This window comes from Persicirhabdus sediminis (genome assembly GCF_016595495.1).
Classification (GTDB): Bacteria; Verrucomicrobiota; Verrucomicrobiia; order Verrucomicrobiales; family Akkermansiaceae; genus Persicirhabdus; species Persicirhabdus sediminis.
Window position 1 is genome coordinate 19,798 of record NZ_JAENIM010000016.1, and the last position, 15,852, is coordinate 35,649.

At 46.8% G+C, this 15,852-nt stretch carries 9 protein-coding genes; 5 read left to right on the top strand and 4 right to left on the bottom strand.

Going from position 1 to position 15,852, the window contains the following annotated elements:
• Positions 1–4: 4 nt before the first annotated feature.
• Positions 5–925, bottom strand: coding sequence for a metalloregulator ArsR/SmtB family transcription factor (locus JIN82_RS02810; protein ID WP_200310121.1), 921 nt, complete (start codon positions 923–925; stop codon positions 5–7).
• A gap of 7 nt (positions 926–932) precedes the next feature.
• Positions 933–1,949, bottom strand: coding sequence for a tRNA dihydrouridine synthase DusB (gene dusB / locus JIN82_RS02815; RefSeq protein WP_200310122.1), 1,017 nt, complete (start codon positions 1,947–1,949; stop codon positions 933–935).
• 620 nt (positions 1,950–2,569) lie between these two features.
• Here dusB and JIN82_RS02820 point away from each other — a divergent pair.
• The 5 genes from JIN82_RS02820 to JIN82_RS02840 all read left to right on the top strand — a co-directional run bounded on the left by JIN82_RS02820 (position 2,570) and on the right by JIN82_RS02840 (position 13,766).
• Positions 2,570–3,256, top strand: a complete 687-nt coding sequence (locus JIN82_RS02820) for an OB-fold-containig protein (RefSeq protein ID WP_200310123.1) — start codon at positions 2,570–2,572, stop codon at positions 3,254–3,256.
• A gap of 197 nt (positions 3,257–3,453) precedes the next feature.
• Positions 3,454–5,535, top strand: coding sequence for a flotillin family protein (locus JIN82_RS02825; RefSeq protein WP_425511510.1), 2,082 nt, complete (start codon positions 3,454–3,456; stop codon positions 5,533–5,535).
• Positions 5,536–5,706: 171 nt separating this feature from the next.
• The gene (locus tag JIN82_RS02830) at positions 5,707–10,806 is read left to right on the top strand and encodes a DNA repair ATPase (RefSeq protein WP_200310125.1); all 5,100 of its coding nucleotides are present in this window, start codon (positions 5,707–5,709) and stop codon (positions 10,804–10,806) included.
• Positions 10,807–10,968: 162 nt separating this feature from the next.
• Entirely contained in the window at positions 10,969–12,645 is a 1,677-nt protein-coding gene (locus JIN82_RS02835; protein ID WP_200310126.1) for a protein kinase domain-containing protein, read from the top strand.
• Between the two features lie 101 nt (positions 12,646–12,746).
• Positions 12,747–13,766: a hypothetical protein gene (locus JIN82_RS02840; RefSeq protein WP_200310127.1), complete on the top strand. Its 1,020-nt coding sequence runs from the start codon at positions 12,747–12,749 to the stop codon at positions 13,764–13,766.
• A gap of 5 nt (positions 13,767–13,771) precedes the next feature.
• Here JIN82_RS02840 and murI read toward each other — a convergent pair whose 3' ends face one another.
• Together murI and JIN82_RS02850 are read right to left on the bottom strand one after the other, a co-directional pair.
• Positions 13,772–14,575, bottom strand: a complete 804-nt coding sequence (gene murI / locus JIN82_RS02845; protein WP_200310128.1) for a glutamate racemase — start codon at positions 14,573–14,575, stop codon at positions 13,772–13,774.
• Between the two features lie 38 nt (positions 14,576–14,613).
• A complete protein-coding gene (locus tag JIN82_RS02850) occupies positions 14,614–15,852 on the bottom strand; it encodes a BaiN/RdsA family NAD(P)/FAD-dependent oxidoreductase (RefSeq protein WP_200310129.1) in 1,239 nt (412 codons plus the stop codon).

Genomic DNA, 15,852 nt, shown 5'->3' on the forward strand with positions numbered 1-15,852 from the left:
AGGCTTAGTTGGGTTTTTCAGCGGTGGCTAGAAGTGTTTGGAAATGTGGACTTTGTTCTTCGCGGTCGACGATGGTGGTGTGGATCTTGATGAAACCTGCGTGCTCCATCATTTCCGCTAGCTCTACCTCTGAGAACCCTAACCAGACGTCGGCGTAGTGGTCGCGTGCTTTTTCAAAGTTGTGCTGTAGCAGATCGAGAATCATCAGTTTGCCACCTGGCTGGAGGATGCGAAAAGCTTCAGCTAGGGCGCGTTCTGGCCGGTGAGCGTGGTGTAGTGCTTGTGATAAAATGGCTAGATCGACGCTGCCGTCACTAATGGGGACCGATTCAATATCACCAAGACGGTAGTGTAGGTTAGGCAGCTCGTTAGTGACCGCTAGACGCTGGCCAAGCTCAACCATTTTTTTGCTATTGTCTACTGCGATGACTTTTTCGGCGCTCTGAGCTAGCAGTTGGGATAAGGTGCCTTCGCCAGCGCCGAGGTCGGCGACCACACGATAATTAAGCACTTTGATCAAGGCTTCACCTAATGATTTCCAGCTGCGTCCAGGGACGTAGTTTTTGCCAAAATTTCCAGCTAGACTATCGAAATATGCGCGAGCTTTGTCTCGGCGCTTGCGTAAAATATGTTTTAAGCTGGCGGTGTCTGAGTCGGTTTCTGGGATTTCCACCGCAGCTTGGCGAGCGACTTCCATCAACGCTGTTGGGGCGGTGATGGTATAGATGTTATTTTTTCCTGACCGACTGCTAGCGACGAGTTCTTCCTGTCTGAGCGCGGAGAGCTGAGTGGAGATGCGGCTTTGCCCCATACCGAGGATTTCCTGTAGCTCAACAACGCTGAGTGATTCGTGCTCAAGTAAGAGTAAAATGCGGATGCGAGTGGCGTCAGCTAACAATTTGAGTGATTTGAGAATGGATGCCATAGCTGGGTTATACAGAGCTGGATGTTGGGGCGAATCCACCAGCATCGAGCTGCGTGAGGTATTCGCCAGCGATGTCCTGAATCTCAGCGTACGATTCCACGTGGCATAGGCGCGTGCGTAGTGGTTTGGCGCCAGGGAAACCTTTGCAGTAGGCCATTAGGCGGGCGCGCATGGCCATCATTGTTTGTCTTTCGTTGCCGTAGCGGCTGCTTTCCATCGCTAGCGCGCAGTGGCGCAAAATCAGCTGCCAGCGTTCGCCAATAGGCACTGGTAGTGGTTGTTCGCCTGTTTCCAGATAGTGTTTGGCCTCGCGGAATACCCATGGGTTTTGCATTGCGGCGCGGCCAATCATCACGCCAGATACGGCGGTTTCTTCGCGTCGTTTTTTGACGTCTTCGCCTGAGGAAATGTCGCCATTGCCAACAACCGGAATTTTTACCGACTCGGCACACTCACCGATGACGTCCCAGTTGGCTTCTCCGCGGTAGGCTTGCGAGCGCGTGCGCCCGTGAACAGAAATCGCCTGCATGCCGCAGTCTTCGAGAATGTGGCAGACTTCCGTGGCATTGATGTGTTTCTCGTCCCAGCCAGTACGAATTTTTCCAGTGACTGGAACGATGTGGCCAACCGCCTTCACCACCTCGCTGGCGACTTCTGTCAATAGCGGGCAATCTTTGAGCAGTGACGAACCACCATTTTTGCCGACCACTTTATTCACTGGGCAGCCGAAATTGATATCAATGAAATCTGGGCGCTTCCAGTCGACAATCTTTTTGGCGGCTTCGCCCATGCGCTTGCCATTCGCGCCAAAAATCTGCACGCCCACAGGGCGCTGCTCGTCAGTAAACTCTGTGTATCTGCGAGTTCTATCGTCGCGCTGGATAATACCCTCACAAGAGACAAACTCTGTGACCATCACATCGGCACCGAGTTCTTTGCAGATAGTGCGGAAGACGACGTCAGTTACTCCTGCCATCGGGGCAAGATACAGCGGAAATTGATTGTTTTGAAACCAAGGAAGCACGCGCGTACTCTATGTAAATCTCTCGTTTTGCCAACTCATATTCTATTCTCTTTAGATGATACTCAGCTAATGGCGCAAAAGTGACACCAACCAGGTCGATTTCTTGCCCGGGAAATGCTAGTTAGAGGCGGTTTTGTTTCCCATTTGGAACATTTGAGCGTGTCCCAATATTTCTTTCCCGCAATTTACTTATGCTTGCGTTGTAATCTTGTTTTGTTAGCAGTTTTTGTAAGGTGATTGTAATCTTATCCATTACAAGGGGATATAGGGCGCTTATTTATGTAGTTTGGTGGCTTTTGATCATTGTAGCTGGTTGCATTCATGTGATTTTTTCATTTTATTAGAAAAAAATGCTTTCCAAATGACGTCTGTTTGATTCTACTGAGTTCGCTCGATTGTGAAGTGTTGAGCAACAAAAAGTGAGTTACTAACCTACTCGTAATAGTATCTAGTATTCATTTTTTCATTTGTTAATATGGGTTAGGAAGCCGTTGGGATGAGTGTCCCGACGGCTTTCTTTTTGTATCCTATCATGCTAACGGCCGTTAGTCGCTAGCTGTAAAAATTACCGAGATTTGTAATGGTCATCTGAAAAAATATAACTATTAGATATAGGGGTAATGCAGGAAATTTGGCAGCAGGCTCTACTACCGTATAATCTACCCCTAACCATCATGCTCGGCTTTGTTGGGTTATATGTTTTTTTGTTAATTCTAGGCGCGGTAGATTTAGATTTCTTAGATTTTGATTTTGATACCGATGGGCTCGATTCCGATTTAGATGCAGGAGGAGCTAGTGACGCTGGCTTGTTTGCTTCAGTGCTTAAGTTAGTTAACGGTTCTGACATTCCGCTGATGTTATTGCTCAGCTTGTTCACGATTTTTATGTGGGGGGCTAACTTGTGTCTCAATTATTATTTCAACCCCGATGGCACATGGTTAGTGGCTGGCATCTTGGCTCTTGTAGCCTTTTTCATCAGTGTAATCATCATGAGGTTAGTTAGTAAGCCACTAAGTCCATTCTTGCGCTCATTCCGTGCAGGTGAAAATAATGATGAGCCAGTTGTGGGACGTGTCGCAAAAGTGAAGTCTAGCCAACTAACTGAGAAGTATGGTCAGTTGTTAGTTCCGCGCATGAAAGGAGCGCCAGCACTAGTTAATGCAAAGCTTGAAGATGGGGCTCAAGTGGCTAATAAGGATGAATTTGTACTAGTCACAGGTAAATCAGAGGGCTTGTTTATTGCTCGTTTGGCTAGTGAGTTAGAGCGTGATGATAGTAAGGTTGCTTATGGTGATGATTGGGGTTAGGACAGTCGAATGATTGATAGATTAGCTGATCTGTTAGCGTTTAATAGACTTCTGACTGGCTTACAAAATTCTGATCACAATGTAACAGCCTTACCTAGCGAACTACGGTAAGTTCTTTTCGAGATAGTAAATTTCACAGTAAATAGTAAGTATCAAAGTAATACAAAATGATGAATGAAATAACGAATTCCTTAGGGATGATAGATGGGCTGGCGAGTTTGCCAGTATATAACTTAGCGCTCCTTTTTGAGACTATTGGACTGATAGTTCTAGCGGTGATAGGTACAGTGTTTGCCTTTTTTATCTGCCTATCAAAATGCTTTAGAAAGGTAGAGAAAGGCACCGCGATGATTAGAACGGGTTGGGGGGAAACCAAGGTGACCTTCACGGGTATGTTTGTTTATCCAGTTTTTCACCGTGTGGAACTCATGGATATCTCTCTCAAGCGCATTGTTATTGATAGAACAGGGAAAAATGGCCTGATTTGTAAAGACAACATGCGAGCTGACATCAAGGTGGCCTTTTTTGTACGCGTGAATAATGTACGTGAAGAGGTTATTCGTGTGGCTGAGTCTATCGGTTGTGACCGCGCCTCATCTGTTGAAGAAATCCGCATTCTCTTTGATGCCAAATTCTCAGAAGCGCTTAAGACCGTAGGTAAGAAGTTCAACTTCATCGCTCTCTACGAAGAGCGTGATACCTTCCGCGATGAAATCCTCAAAGTTATCGGTACTGACCTCAATGGCTTTGTGCTCGATGATGCGGCTATTGATTACCTTGAGCAGACTCCGGTCGAGTTGCTAGATCCAGATAATATTCTCGATGCTGAAGGTATTAAAAAGATTACTGATCTCACCGCTGATCAAGCAAAGCTGTCTAACAATATCCAGCGCGAGAAAGAAAAAGTAATCAAACAGCAAGATGTGGAAGCTCGCGAAGCAATTCTTGAGTTAGAGCGCCAGCTAGCTGAAACCGAAGCTCGTCAGGCACGTGAGGTATCTAATGCCCAAGCACGTGAAGAAGCCTCAGCTGCCAAAGTTTCTGAAGAAGAACGCCAAAAATCTGAGCAAGCTCGCATTGCTGCTGAAGAAGAAATTGGTATTTCTGAGCAGAACAAAGAGCGCCAAGTTCTCATCGCTCAACGCAACAAAGAGCGTACAGACGTGGTGGAAGTAGAGCGTGTGAAGCGTGATCATCAACTCGAAGAGATTGAACGTCAGCGCCTCACTGAGCTTAAGAGCATTGAAAAAGATAAAGCGGTTGAAGTTCAGAAGAAAGAAATTCAAGACGTCATCAAACAGCGTGTTGCTGTTGAAAAGACTGTTGTTATCGAACAGCAGAAAATTCTCGATACCGAAGCCTTTGCGGGAGCCGACCGTTCCAAGCAAGTCAAAGTCACTCTAGCTGAAGCTGCAGCTCAGGAAGTATTGATCCAATCGGTCAAAGAAGCTGAAGCTGAGAAAGAAGCTGCTATTCTCAAGGCTGATGAAGAAATGTACAAGCGCGTGAAAGCTGCTGAAGCTGACCGCCAAGCTGCTGAGCTGCATGCTGAAGAGGTGGTTGTTTCCGCTGACGCTGAACTAACAGCATCGGACAAACAAGCGACTGCGAAGAAAATGTTAGCTGAGGCTACTGCTAAGGAAGCTGCCGCTATTGGTCTTGGTGAAGCTGAAGTCATGTTAGCTAAAGCAGATGCTACTGAGAAGCAGGGTACTGCTGAGGCGACCGTTGAGAGACTCAAGTACCAGGCTGACGCTGACGGTATCACACAGAAGGCTGAGGCAATGAAACTGTTTGAGCAAGCTGGTCAAGTACACGAAGAATTCAAACTCAAGCTTGAGAAAGAGAAAGTAGTTGAGTTGGCTGAAATTGACGTTCAACGTCAGATTGCTGAGCAACAAGCTCTCGTTGTTGGTGAAGCGCTTAAGAGCGCGAAAATCGACATCGTTGGTGGAGAAACTCAGTTCTTCGATCGCATTACTAACGCTATCACTACTGGTAAGGTGGTTGATCGTACCGTGGAAAATAGCCAAGTTATCGGCGATGTTAAAGAGACCTTCTTCAATGGTGACCCTGAGTACTTCAAAGCTCAAGTATCTACTTGGATTGATCAATTTGGTGTATCCACTGAGGACATCAAAAATCTCTCAGTTGGCGGTCTGCTAGGTAAGCTGATTGTTCAGTCTAATGGTGATGACCGTGACAAGCTCATGGGATTCCTTGGCGCTGCTGAGCGATATGGAGTGAAGGACCTTAAGGCGTCCAACTTCATTAAATAACAAATTATATAATGGGGAGCTAGGCTCCCCATTAGCCTGAATAATCAGGCTGATAGATTAAGCGCTTATCGTGGCTACAGGTCAGTGATGAGGTGGCCACGGTGAGCGCTCATTTCCCCCAAGAATTTTATTGATAGAGAGTAAGGGTGTTAGCACCTGTAGATGAACAAGATGTCAGAGGAACAAGAGAATAATCAGCTAGAGAGTGGAGCTTACGAGGTGATCCGTGCCCGTATGGCCAAACATGGTACTGAGCTGCAGCAGCGCTTGAATCAGCTCAATGATGAACGCCGCGATGTGTTCGGTTCAATTGAGCCAGCTTTGTTAGCCACTGAGCGAATTAGTACACAGCACAATTGTGTCTCTCGCGATATGGTTTCTATCGGCAAGAACCGCTTCATCTTTGGTTATAACATTCACTTTGGCCTCAAACAGACTACAGAGTTAGGCGATGTTTTTGACCTCTACGAATATCATCCAGCAGATCACACTTTTCATAAGTTAGATGAAGCTGAGTTATTTGGCGCTGAGTTTGAGGAAGATTTTAAATCACTGTACAAATATTATAAAGATACCGTCTTTGTAAAATTCATGGTGATTGGCCCTCATCTTTTCATGGGCATGCGAGTCGGCAAAGAGCTGACTAACATTAAGTGCTTCAAGTGGCTTCTCAAAGGTGATGGATCGCTCGATTACCTTGGAAACCGCTCAGATCACGAATATGTCTTTCCTCAGCAGCAAGAATTCCAGTGGAAGCGCGCGCATCGCGACATGCAGCGTTCTGGTGAGCACCCACACGTTTCTATCGAGGATAGATTGTTTGTTGAAACGGTTGGTGGTGATCTAACGATCAAGATCGAAGACAATACAGAGACTGGCCAAGGGATTTACGAGGAATTGGTAGATGATCCAGATCAGACTCTCGACGATGCTGAGATTTTATACGCTACCGTGGGGCCGTTGATAGTTCTCAAGGTGCTGCCATACCGTGAAGAGCACTATCGATACCTTGTCTATAATGAGAAAACTCAGACGGTGGTGCGCTGTGACGCAATTGGCCATTCTTGTGTTCTATTGCCAGATGACCACGGATTGATATTTGCTAACGGCTATCTCTTGCTCAGTGGCGAGTTCAAAACCTTCGATCATGGTTTGCTCGATATGCGCTTTGAAAAGCGTATTGTTAGCGCCAATGGTGAGGATACATTTTTTGTTTTCTATAATCGTCAGAGTGGTGATTACGTTCTGCTTTCTTATAATCTAATTACACGCAGTATTGATACGCCTGTTATCTGTAGTGGTTATTCGTTATTTGAAAATGGTCGCCTGCTGTATTTCCGCAACGAAGATGAAGCGCAGAAACATCATGTGATTCAGATTTGGCAAACGCCATACATCAATGATGAATATCAGACGCTAGAGACTGCTGGTAATGGCTCATTTATTAGCAAAATCGGCAACCAAGATATCGTGCGCTGTATGTCCGAATGCCGTGAGGTATTGGGCCTGCTCGGTAAAGACGATTCATACGCCGACCTATATCTCGATTTGGTTAAGAAAACTGGCGACCTCGTTGATGCTTATTTCTGGCTCAATAAAGACGAGATGTTTGATCTAGCTGAACCACTCAGCGAGATCAATGCTGCTGCTAGATCAGCGGTTGAGGAATTTGAAAAAGTCCTCGAGCTGAGGAATTCAGCTAAACAAAAGACAGACGATTTAGAGTCTGCAGCGAAAGAGCTCATTCGTGAAATCGAGCACTCACCAGCTGATGATATCATTGGTTTTGTTAATCACCTAGCTCAGCTGAGACGGATGCGTGGTGAGGTGATAGGGCTTCGTGATTTGCGTTATAATGAGCCAGCTAGAATTGATCTCATCGAGCAAAGCTTGGTTGAGCAGATTCAGATTTTGTCCGATCTCACAGTGAAGTTTTTGCTCACGGAAGAAGCGCTCGATCCATATCGTGAGGCGGTTCAGTCGCAGAGTGAGGCGGTTAAAAATCTCGAGAAGGTAGCTGATGCTGATGCAACAGGGGCTGAGTTAGACAAAGCTGGCTCTGAATTAGAGATGCTGATCGAAATTGTCAGCAATCTCAAAATCGATGACGCGACCAAAACGACGGCAATCATCGAAAGCATTTCAGAGATTTATTCTACACTGAATGCGGTGCGGGCATCTCTCAAAGGGAAGCGCCACGATCTAGCAAAGTCGGAAGGTGTAGCGCAGTTTGCCGCGCAAATGAAGTTGTTGGGGCAAGCGGTGGTCAACTTCCTAGACCTTTGTGACACGGCTGAGAAGTGTGACGAATACCTCACCAAGGTGATGGTGCAGATTGAGGAGCTGGATGGAAAATTCTCTGAGTTTGATGAATACCTCGAGCAGCTAGCCGCCAAGCGTGAGGAGGTTTACGACGCTTTTGAGGCGCGCAAGGTTGCCTTGCTAGAGAAACGCAACAAGCGTGCTAACAACCTGATCAAGTCCGCTGAACGTATTCTTACTGGGGTGAGAAACCGTGCAGCATCATTTGCTGAAATCAATGAGATTAACGGCTATTTTGCTGGCGACTTGATGGTTTCCAAGGTGCGTGAAATTATTGACGAGTTAGATGAGCTCGGAGACAGCGTGAAGGCTGCCGACATTCAAACTCGTTTGAAGACACTGCGTGAAGATGCGGTGCGTCAGCTGAAAGATAGAAACGAGCTCTTTGTTGATGGGACTAACATCATTCAGTTTGGTAAGCATCAATTCACGGTTAATACTCAAGAGCTTGAGTTAACTGTGGTGCCGCAAGGTGATGAAATGAGTTTCCATCTAGCGGGAACTGATTTCTTTGAGCGAATTGACGATCCTGATTTTTTGAAGACCCGCTCAGTGTGGTCACAGGAGTTAGTTTCTGAAAATCGTGCAGTGTATAGATCTGAATATCTGGCTTATTTATACCTTTTGCATGCTGAAGAAAATGGCCAGCTAGAAGTTTCTGATGATCTGCTCAGCCAGGTTCAGGCATTTGCTAACAATAGATACTCTGAGGGCTACACTAAAGGGGTTCATGATCATGATGCTGAGTTGATTTTGCGTAAGTTACTGCCCATGCACAATGAAGTGGGTATGCTGAGGTACAGCCCCGCTGTACGCGCTTTTGCGATGCTTTTCTGGAAGCAATGGCATCATGAAGATAAAAGCCAGCTAGAGGTGAAGCTCAGAGCTCAGGGCATGGTGGAGGCAGTTTTTGTTTCTGTTGATAGAAACGAGCGCAAAAAGTACCAAGCGGAACTAGAGCGTGAAATTGACAAGTTTGCTGGTAGCCAGAATTTGAACTCAGTGACTATCGTTCAACGCGCTGCGGAATATTTGATCGCGCATTTTGCTAGAGCTGAGAGTTTTGAAATTTCCAGCCAAGCCGCTGAATGGGTGCAGAAGTTCCACACAACATTGAGTGCGAAGCGCGTGGGTGACCAATACGATAATTCTCTAGCTGAGTTAGATGGAAATGTTATTGGCCAGTACCAAGTGATTGGAGCTTGGTTGCGTGGATTTGCAGCGAGTGTGACCGACGACTTGGACGCATACAATGCTGAGCTGCAGATGATGTATTTGCAGGAGGCTGCTGCCCATCTGCTGTATGGTGGCCATGACCCTAAATCAGTAGTTAGGGTGGAGTTGATGGCTGAATGTGAGGGTTTATTAGGGCAACACGCAGTAGTTAGTGATGGGAAATATCATTTCCACTATAATTTATTCATCCGTAAGATGCTAGATTTTAGCCAGTACGATGTGCCAGTCTATCAATCATACCAGGAAACGAAGTCACAGTTGTTGGAGCTCAAGCGCGATGAGATGCGTCTCGACGAATTTAAACCACGTGTGATGTCATCATTTGTCCGTAACCGTCTACTCAACGAGGTGTATCTGCCAATTATTGGAGACAATCTAGCGAAACAGATGGGTACAGCTGGCAAAGATACCCGCACAGATAGAATGGGCATGTTATTGCTCATCTCTCCTCCAGGTTATGGTAAGACCACTTTGATGGAGTATATCGCCGATAGACTTGGCATTACTTTCATGAAGATCAATGGGCCAGCTCTGGGGCACGAGGTGAAGTCGCTAGATCCAGCTGAAGCTCCTAACGCATCAGCGCGTGAGGAGGTTCAGAAACTTAACTTAGCTCTGGAGATGGGGGATAATGTCATGATTTACCTCGATGATATCCAGCATACACACTCTGAGTTTTTGCAGAAGTTCATCTCGTTATGTGATGGTCAGCGCAAGATCGAAGGTGTCTATAAAGGTCAGGCAAAGACTTATGATCTGCGAGGTAAGAAGGTAGCCGTAGTGATGGCGGGTAACCCTTATACAGAGACTGGTGGTAAGTTCCAGATTCCTGATATGTTAGCCAACCGCGCTGACACCTATAACTTAGGTGATATTCTGGGGGGCCATGAAGCTGCCTTTAAGGCGTCCTATATTGAGAACTCACTGACATCTAACGCTGTACTGTCAAAACTTAGTAGTCGCAGCCAGCAAGATGTCTATGCGGTGATGAAGTTAGTAGAGGGGGCTCCTCGTGATGAGATTGATTTTGAGGCACCGTTTTCCGCCTCGGAAGTTGAAGATTTTATTCGTGTTATGACACATCTCTATAGAGTTAGAGATTCCATTCTTCGGGTAAACCTAGAGTACATCCACAGTGCGGCTCAGGAAGATAATTACCGCGTGGAGCCAGCATTCAAGCTACAGGGTTCCTACCGTAATATGAACCGTATCGCTGAGAAGGTGATTCCTCTGATGACTGATGAAGAAGTTAGCGAGCTCGTGATCAGTCACTACGAGAGTGAGTCGCAGACCTTAACGACGGGTGCGGAGGCTAACCTTTTAAAGTTCAAAGAAATGGAGGGGATACAAACCGCTAGCGAATCAGCACGTTGGCAGGAGATCAAAGATGAGTTTTCTAAACAGAAACTTCTCGGTGGAGCTGGTGATGATGATCCCGTGGCTAGGGTGGTCGCTCAGATGTCTCAGTTCAATGATGGTCTCTCAGCTATCAATGGTGGATTGCAATCATTAGGTTCTGTCTTCACCGCTCCCAAGCAGCTAGATGATCCAACACTTGCTAAAATTGAGTCGCTCATTAGTGGGTTGCGTTCAGTGCCTGTACAGGTCGATATTAAAGTAGTACCTGTGCAAGAACAGTCATCCGTTAGCCCAAAAAATACGGATGATGGCAAAATGGTTGATATCGAACCTGAAGTGAGACAGCTTGAGTGAAATATGTCACACAAAAGTATTGATTTCCCTCGCAAGGCTCTAGTTAGCTGCTGAGCGGACCTGAAATAGGCATTGTAATTTTACTAAACTTTACTAAATTTAAGGTCTTGTTGTTTGGTCTGTGGCCCCAAATGGGGATACGATCTTGAGCATAAATGGGCCATGAAGGAAGCTGAGCAGATTTCAGAGAGGTATCGGACAACTCGTCAAATTGGCGCAGGTGGCTTCGGTGTTGTCTATCAAGGGGTAGACGAACGTCTCAAACGTGAGGTTGCTATCAAACGCATGTTGCCACAGCGTGAGGGGAAGCGTGCTCTGCCTACCCAGATGCTCTATGAGGAGGCCGCAGTATTGGCCTCACTGCAGCACCCTAACATCGTTACGATTCATGATATTTGTAACGATGATCACGGGGTGCTTGTGGTCATGGAGTTGCTGAAAGGCAAAACGCTCAATGAGGCTGTAGAAAGGCAGGAGTGCGATTTGATCGAGTTGCGAGACTTGGTGGTACAAACCCAAGATGCTCTCAGCGCGGCGCGGGAGGCAAATATTGTCCACTGTGATCTGAAACCTCAAAATATCATGTGCTCGCCGCTGCCAAGTGGGTCGGTACAGTACAAGTTGCTAGACTTTGACCAAGCTCGTCTGACGCGCAACAAGGACGTAGAAACCAGCTCATCGAAGCAGGCGATGAGGGGCTCAATTTACTTCATGGCTCCCGAGCAATTTGAGGGTAAACCTGGTACCTTTGAGAGTGATCAATATGCAATGGGCTGCATCTATTATTACTGTTTGACGGGGGTTCACCCGTTTGATGGTGATAGTGCTGTTCAAGTAATGGCTTCGCATATTCAGGGACGCATGACGCCTTTGTTGGAGTTGCGACCAGATTTGCCTGTTTGGCTAGATACTTGGCTGATGCGTTTACTGGCTCACGACCCAGCTAAGCGACCGGGCTCTCCGCAGGAGGTGATGACGGAGTTTCTCGATCATTATAATTGCGAAGGAAAGAGCTCGTTAGATAGGCAAAAAGAATACGCGGCGCGACTGCGACGTAAAAAGGAGTTAGAGGCGAGCCAATCTCACGAGCCATCTGGTGCATCTGAGGTGAATACAACCGACCCTTATAATACGTGGTATTACGCGCAAGGGTCTCGTGTTAGTGGGCCACACAATAGGACGACGATTAAAGAATTTGTCGCTCAGGCAGTTCTATCAGCGGAGGATTTGATTTGGAGCCCAACCCTCGATAGCTGGTTAGAGGTGAAAGATGTCGATTTTGCGAGCACCAAGCTGCCGGATCGAGAACCCGTCGAAGAAAGCAAAGAGTTTGGGATGCGCTTACCCAAATGGCTGCGAAATGCTGTTGAATGCTTGTCTTTGGAGCTTTCCGTGGCACTTGTTTTTTTAGTCGATTTGTTGCTGCTTGGCTTTGTTTACCAGATGGGAAGCCTGTTGATTTATTTCATTGGCGGCATGGGCTTGTTATTTATTGCTTGGTTAGGTCTTAAGTTCCGCGAGTTTAAGGTGAGCAAGAAATGGTTTTTATGGGGAATGATTTTGCAGACTTTCGTGGATGTTATCTTCTGTGCTACCTATCCTAAAAAGGTTTGGAGGTCATTGGTATTGGTCGTTCTATCTGGGATATTGTTATCACTCGCTATTTCTAGCCGCGACGGGCAGTTGATGATGAATAAGGTTGGAGTGAAAGCTCGATGGGGGGCATTACTCAACCCAGGTAAGCTCATGCCTGGAGATGATTCCTCGAATAAATCTGAATCAAAAGAGGATCAGGGCGTGAATCTAGAAGATTCTCCATTTTTTAAAACTGATAGGTAGGAGATCTGTAGGAGCCTTATTAGCTGACTTGCTAGGATAATTTTTCTAGCGAGTAAATATGAGATTGCCTCATTTGGAGCACTGGTCAGTATATTGACGTCATGGCATTCACAGCAGATCGCGCACTGGAATTATTGGAATCGGCATTCGAGAGAGGCCGACTCGGCCACGCCTTTTTGATTACAGGGACAAAGGGGAGCGGTAAACGTGAACTAGCAGCGCGGATGATCACAATGGTCAATGGAGGTAATACCCAGGAGGCGATGGATTTCTTTGGCGAAACCCTTCCTCCTCAAACACCTCCTTTAGAGGAACTGGAAGGAGAGTTAGTGCGAATTGTGCAGCCGCGGATGAAGTCGCGTCGCATTGGCGTTGATGCCATGCGTGAGTTGGAGAAGTCATTTCGTGTTTCCGCTCCCACTGGCAAATTCAAAGTGGGTGTGATTACGGATGCTGACCGTATGAATGAGCAGGCTGAAAATGCTTTTTTGAAAACTCTAGAAGAGCCGCCAGCTGATTGTCTTTTGTTGATGCTAACTGAGTACCCTGAGAGGTTGTTACCTACTATTCTATCGCGCTGTCTTATTCTAACGCTATTTTCTGAAAACGAGAAAGAAGTTGTGGTTGCTGGATCTGAGCCGCTGCTACAAGCATTAGGGAAGTTTGGCGGTTCGGGTTTTGGTAATGTACAAGCTGCGCTTTCTTTGAAGTCGAGTTTTGCCAAAGTTCTAGCTCAGGAAAAATCATTGATCGCGAAGGGCTACGAAACTCAGCAGAAAGAGGAGATTAAGAAGTACAAGCAAGCTACAGAGGGGGATTGGCTAAAACAGCGAGAAGATTTTTTTAAGGCGCAGGTGGAGTCAGATTACCTGCAAGTTAGAGCAGGCTTATTGGATGTCATGGAGTCCTGGTTAGGAGATGTTGTGAGGGTGAAATGTCACTCACAATCAGAATTGGATTTCCCGCAGCACCGGAAAATTTATGAAGATTTAGCTGAGGATCAATCCCTTGAGCAACTGGTTGTACGAATGGACGCCCTAGTGAAGATGAAGTCAGTCTTCGAAACTAACGCTCAAGAGCAGCTGGCTCTTGAGGTTGGGTTTATGCAGGTGTTTGGCTAGAAGTATCACAGCTTAATGGCTGCGCACTGAGCTGGTAGGTTTGGAGCAAGGAGGTGCCAGAGTTTTCGGAATTTTTCGGCGTCAGCTGTGCTGAAGGCAAAAATATCTCTAGCTGCTGGCTGGGGTTCTGACTTGCCAATAACTCTAGCAACCTGTTCAGCAACGGCGGCGCCTGTGTCTATCAGCTGGATGGAGTTGCCGAGAATGGCTTTCATACTTGGTAGTAGGAATGGGTAATGAGTACAGCCCAAAACAATTGTGTCGACCCCTGCCTCGAGCATGGGGGCAGCGTATTCATTTATCGCGTCTTCGACTTCTGGTCCGTTTAAGATGCCAGCTTCCACGAGCTCAACGTATTTGGGGCAAGGGCGAGTGATTACATTGACCCCTCCAGCGTGGTCGTAAATCAAGCGGTGAAATTTTTCTCCAGCAATAGAGGCCTCGGTGGCAAATACTCCAACAATGCCGTTTTTGGTTTGTTTGCAGGCCGGCTTAATAGCTGGCTCCATGCCGACAAATGGCAGGGGGAAGTGTGCCCGTAAATACTCTATCGCGTGAATTGTCGCTGAGTTACAGGCAATTACAATGCACTCAGCGCCCATGCTAATGAGTTTTTCGGTAGCTGTTGCTGTGCGCTGTTGGATCTGCTCAGGGGATTTATTGCCATATGGGCACCACGACGAGTCGCCAATGTAGCGAATCGAATGGTTAGGCAGTCTCTTGCAGATCTCGAGAACCACAGAAAGCCCGCCAATTCCAGAGTCTATCACTCCTATGATTGGTCTGTCTCTGTCTGGCTCAGTATCCATGAAGTTGATTTTAAAAAGTTGATTAGTGGCTGGCAAACCTATTCCTCTGCACTCATCTGGATGATTGATTTCCCGACACGTGTGCCCGATGCAAAACATCCCTGCATGAGGTAGCCGCCCGTCGGCGCCTCCCAATCTATCATTTCTCCACAGGCAAAAATTCCAGGCAGCTTGTTGAGCATTAATTGCTCGTTGAGTTCGCTCCAGCATATGCCGCCGGATGTTGAAATGACTTCATCGATTGGGCGAGGGGAGTCGAGGTCAATACGGCAGGCTTTTATCTGAGTGGCTAGAAGGTTGACGTCGTTAGTGTGTTTGTATTGGTGCTTGATCAGCGCCATAGCTTGCGGCGAGAGTTTCCAGCGGTATTTAGCTTCTCGCAATAAGCCGTGTTGTTTGCCGCCCATTTTCGCCACTAACTGGTCATGTGTAAATGTAGGTTTGAGGTCTATCTCGATATAGGCTTTTGGCAAGCTACGGAGTGTTCGTCCTATCTGATAGATGGCGCTACCTTCGAGGCCATATTTGGTAATCATTACCTCGCCAGTCACTTTTTGATCCCCACAGCTGAGGTGAATATTTTTCAGTGGTTTGCCTTCCGCTATTTTGAGAAATTCGTCATTCCACGGATGCATCCACCCGCAGTTATCAGCTTGTAAGGTTTGATAACAGACTTGCTGTTGGTCGAGGATGTCTCTCCATGCTCCATCAGAGCCAGTTTGTGGCCATGAGGCGCCGCCCATAGCGAGGACGACATAACGATGATTGTAGCTAGTTCTTTCGTCCAGTGGGCTTGTGAATGTTAGTTTGTATCCTTGTTCTTTTTCAGCTGGCGCGATGCTAGCCAGTTTGTGGCGCATGCGAAAATTTACTCCTTGTTCGCGGAGTTTGTGAACCCAGCGACGCAATAATGGCGCAGCTTTCATTGCTTCTGGGAATACTTTTCCGCTGTTAGCTGTGAATGTTGTAATGCCTAGGCCTTCAGCCCACTCACGAATCATCTTATTATCAAACTCTTTGATGATAGAAGCCCATCTCTGTAGATCAAATTGGCCGTTGTGACTGCCGCCGTAGTAACTAATGAAGGTGTCGAGGTCTTCATCTTTAGTTAGGTTGAGGCCACTTTTTCCTGCAACGAGAAATTTTCTACCAACAGATGGCATGGAATCATAAAGCACGCAGCTAATTCCTGCAGCTGATATGAGCTCTGCGGCGCGGAGGCCAGCTGGTCCGCCACCGATGATGGCGACCGTTTCGGATGTTGATTGAGAGCTCAT

Excerpts from the sequence above, each read along its gene's own strand:
- JIN82_RS02810 (WP_200310121.1), bottom strand. The coding sequence starts at position 925 with ATGGCATCCATTCTCAAATCACTCAAATTGTTAGCTGACGCCACTCGC.
- JIN82_RS02820 (WP_200310123.1), top strand. The coding sequence starts at position 2,570 with ATGCAGGAAATTTGGCAGCAGGCTCTACTACCGTATAATCTACCCCTA.
- JIN82_RS02825 (WP_425511510.1), top strand. The coding sequence starts at position 3,454 with ATGATAGATGGGCTGGCGAGTTTGCCAGTATATAACTTAGCGCTCCTT.
- JIN82_RS02830 (WP_200310125.1), top strand. The coding sequence starts at position 5,707 with ATGTCAGAGGAACAAGAGAATAATCAGCTAGAGAGTGGAGCTTACGAG.
- JIN82_RS02835 (WP_200310126.1), top strand. The coding sequence starts at position 10,969 with ATGAAGGAAGCTGAGCAGATTTCAGAGAGGTATCGGACAACTCGTCAA.
- JIN82_RS02840 (WP_200310127.1), top strand. The coding sequence starts at position 12,747 with ATGGCATTCACAGCAGATCGCGCACTGGAATTATTGGAATCGGCATTC.
- murI (WP_200310128.1), bottom strand. The coding sequence starts at position 14,575 with ATGGATACTGAGCCAGACAGAGACAGACCAATCATAGGAGTGATAGAC.
- JIN82_RS02850 (WP_200310129.1), bottom strand. The coding sequence starts at position 15,852 with ATGAGCTCTCAATCAACATCCGAAACGGTCGCCATCATCGGTGGCGGA.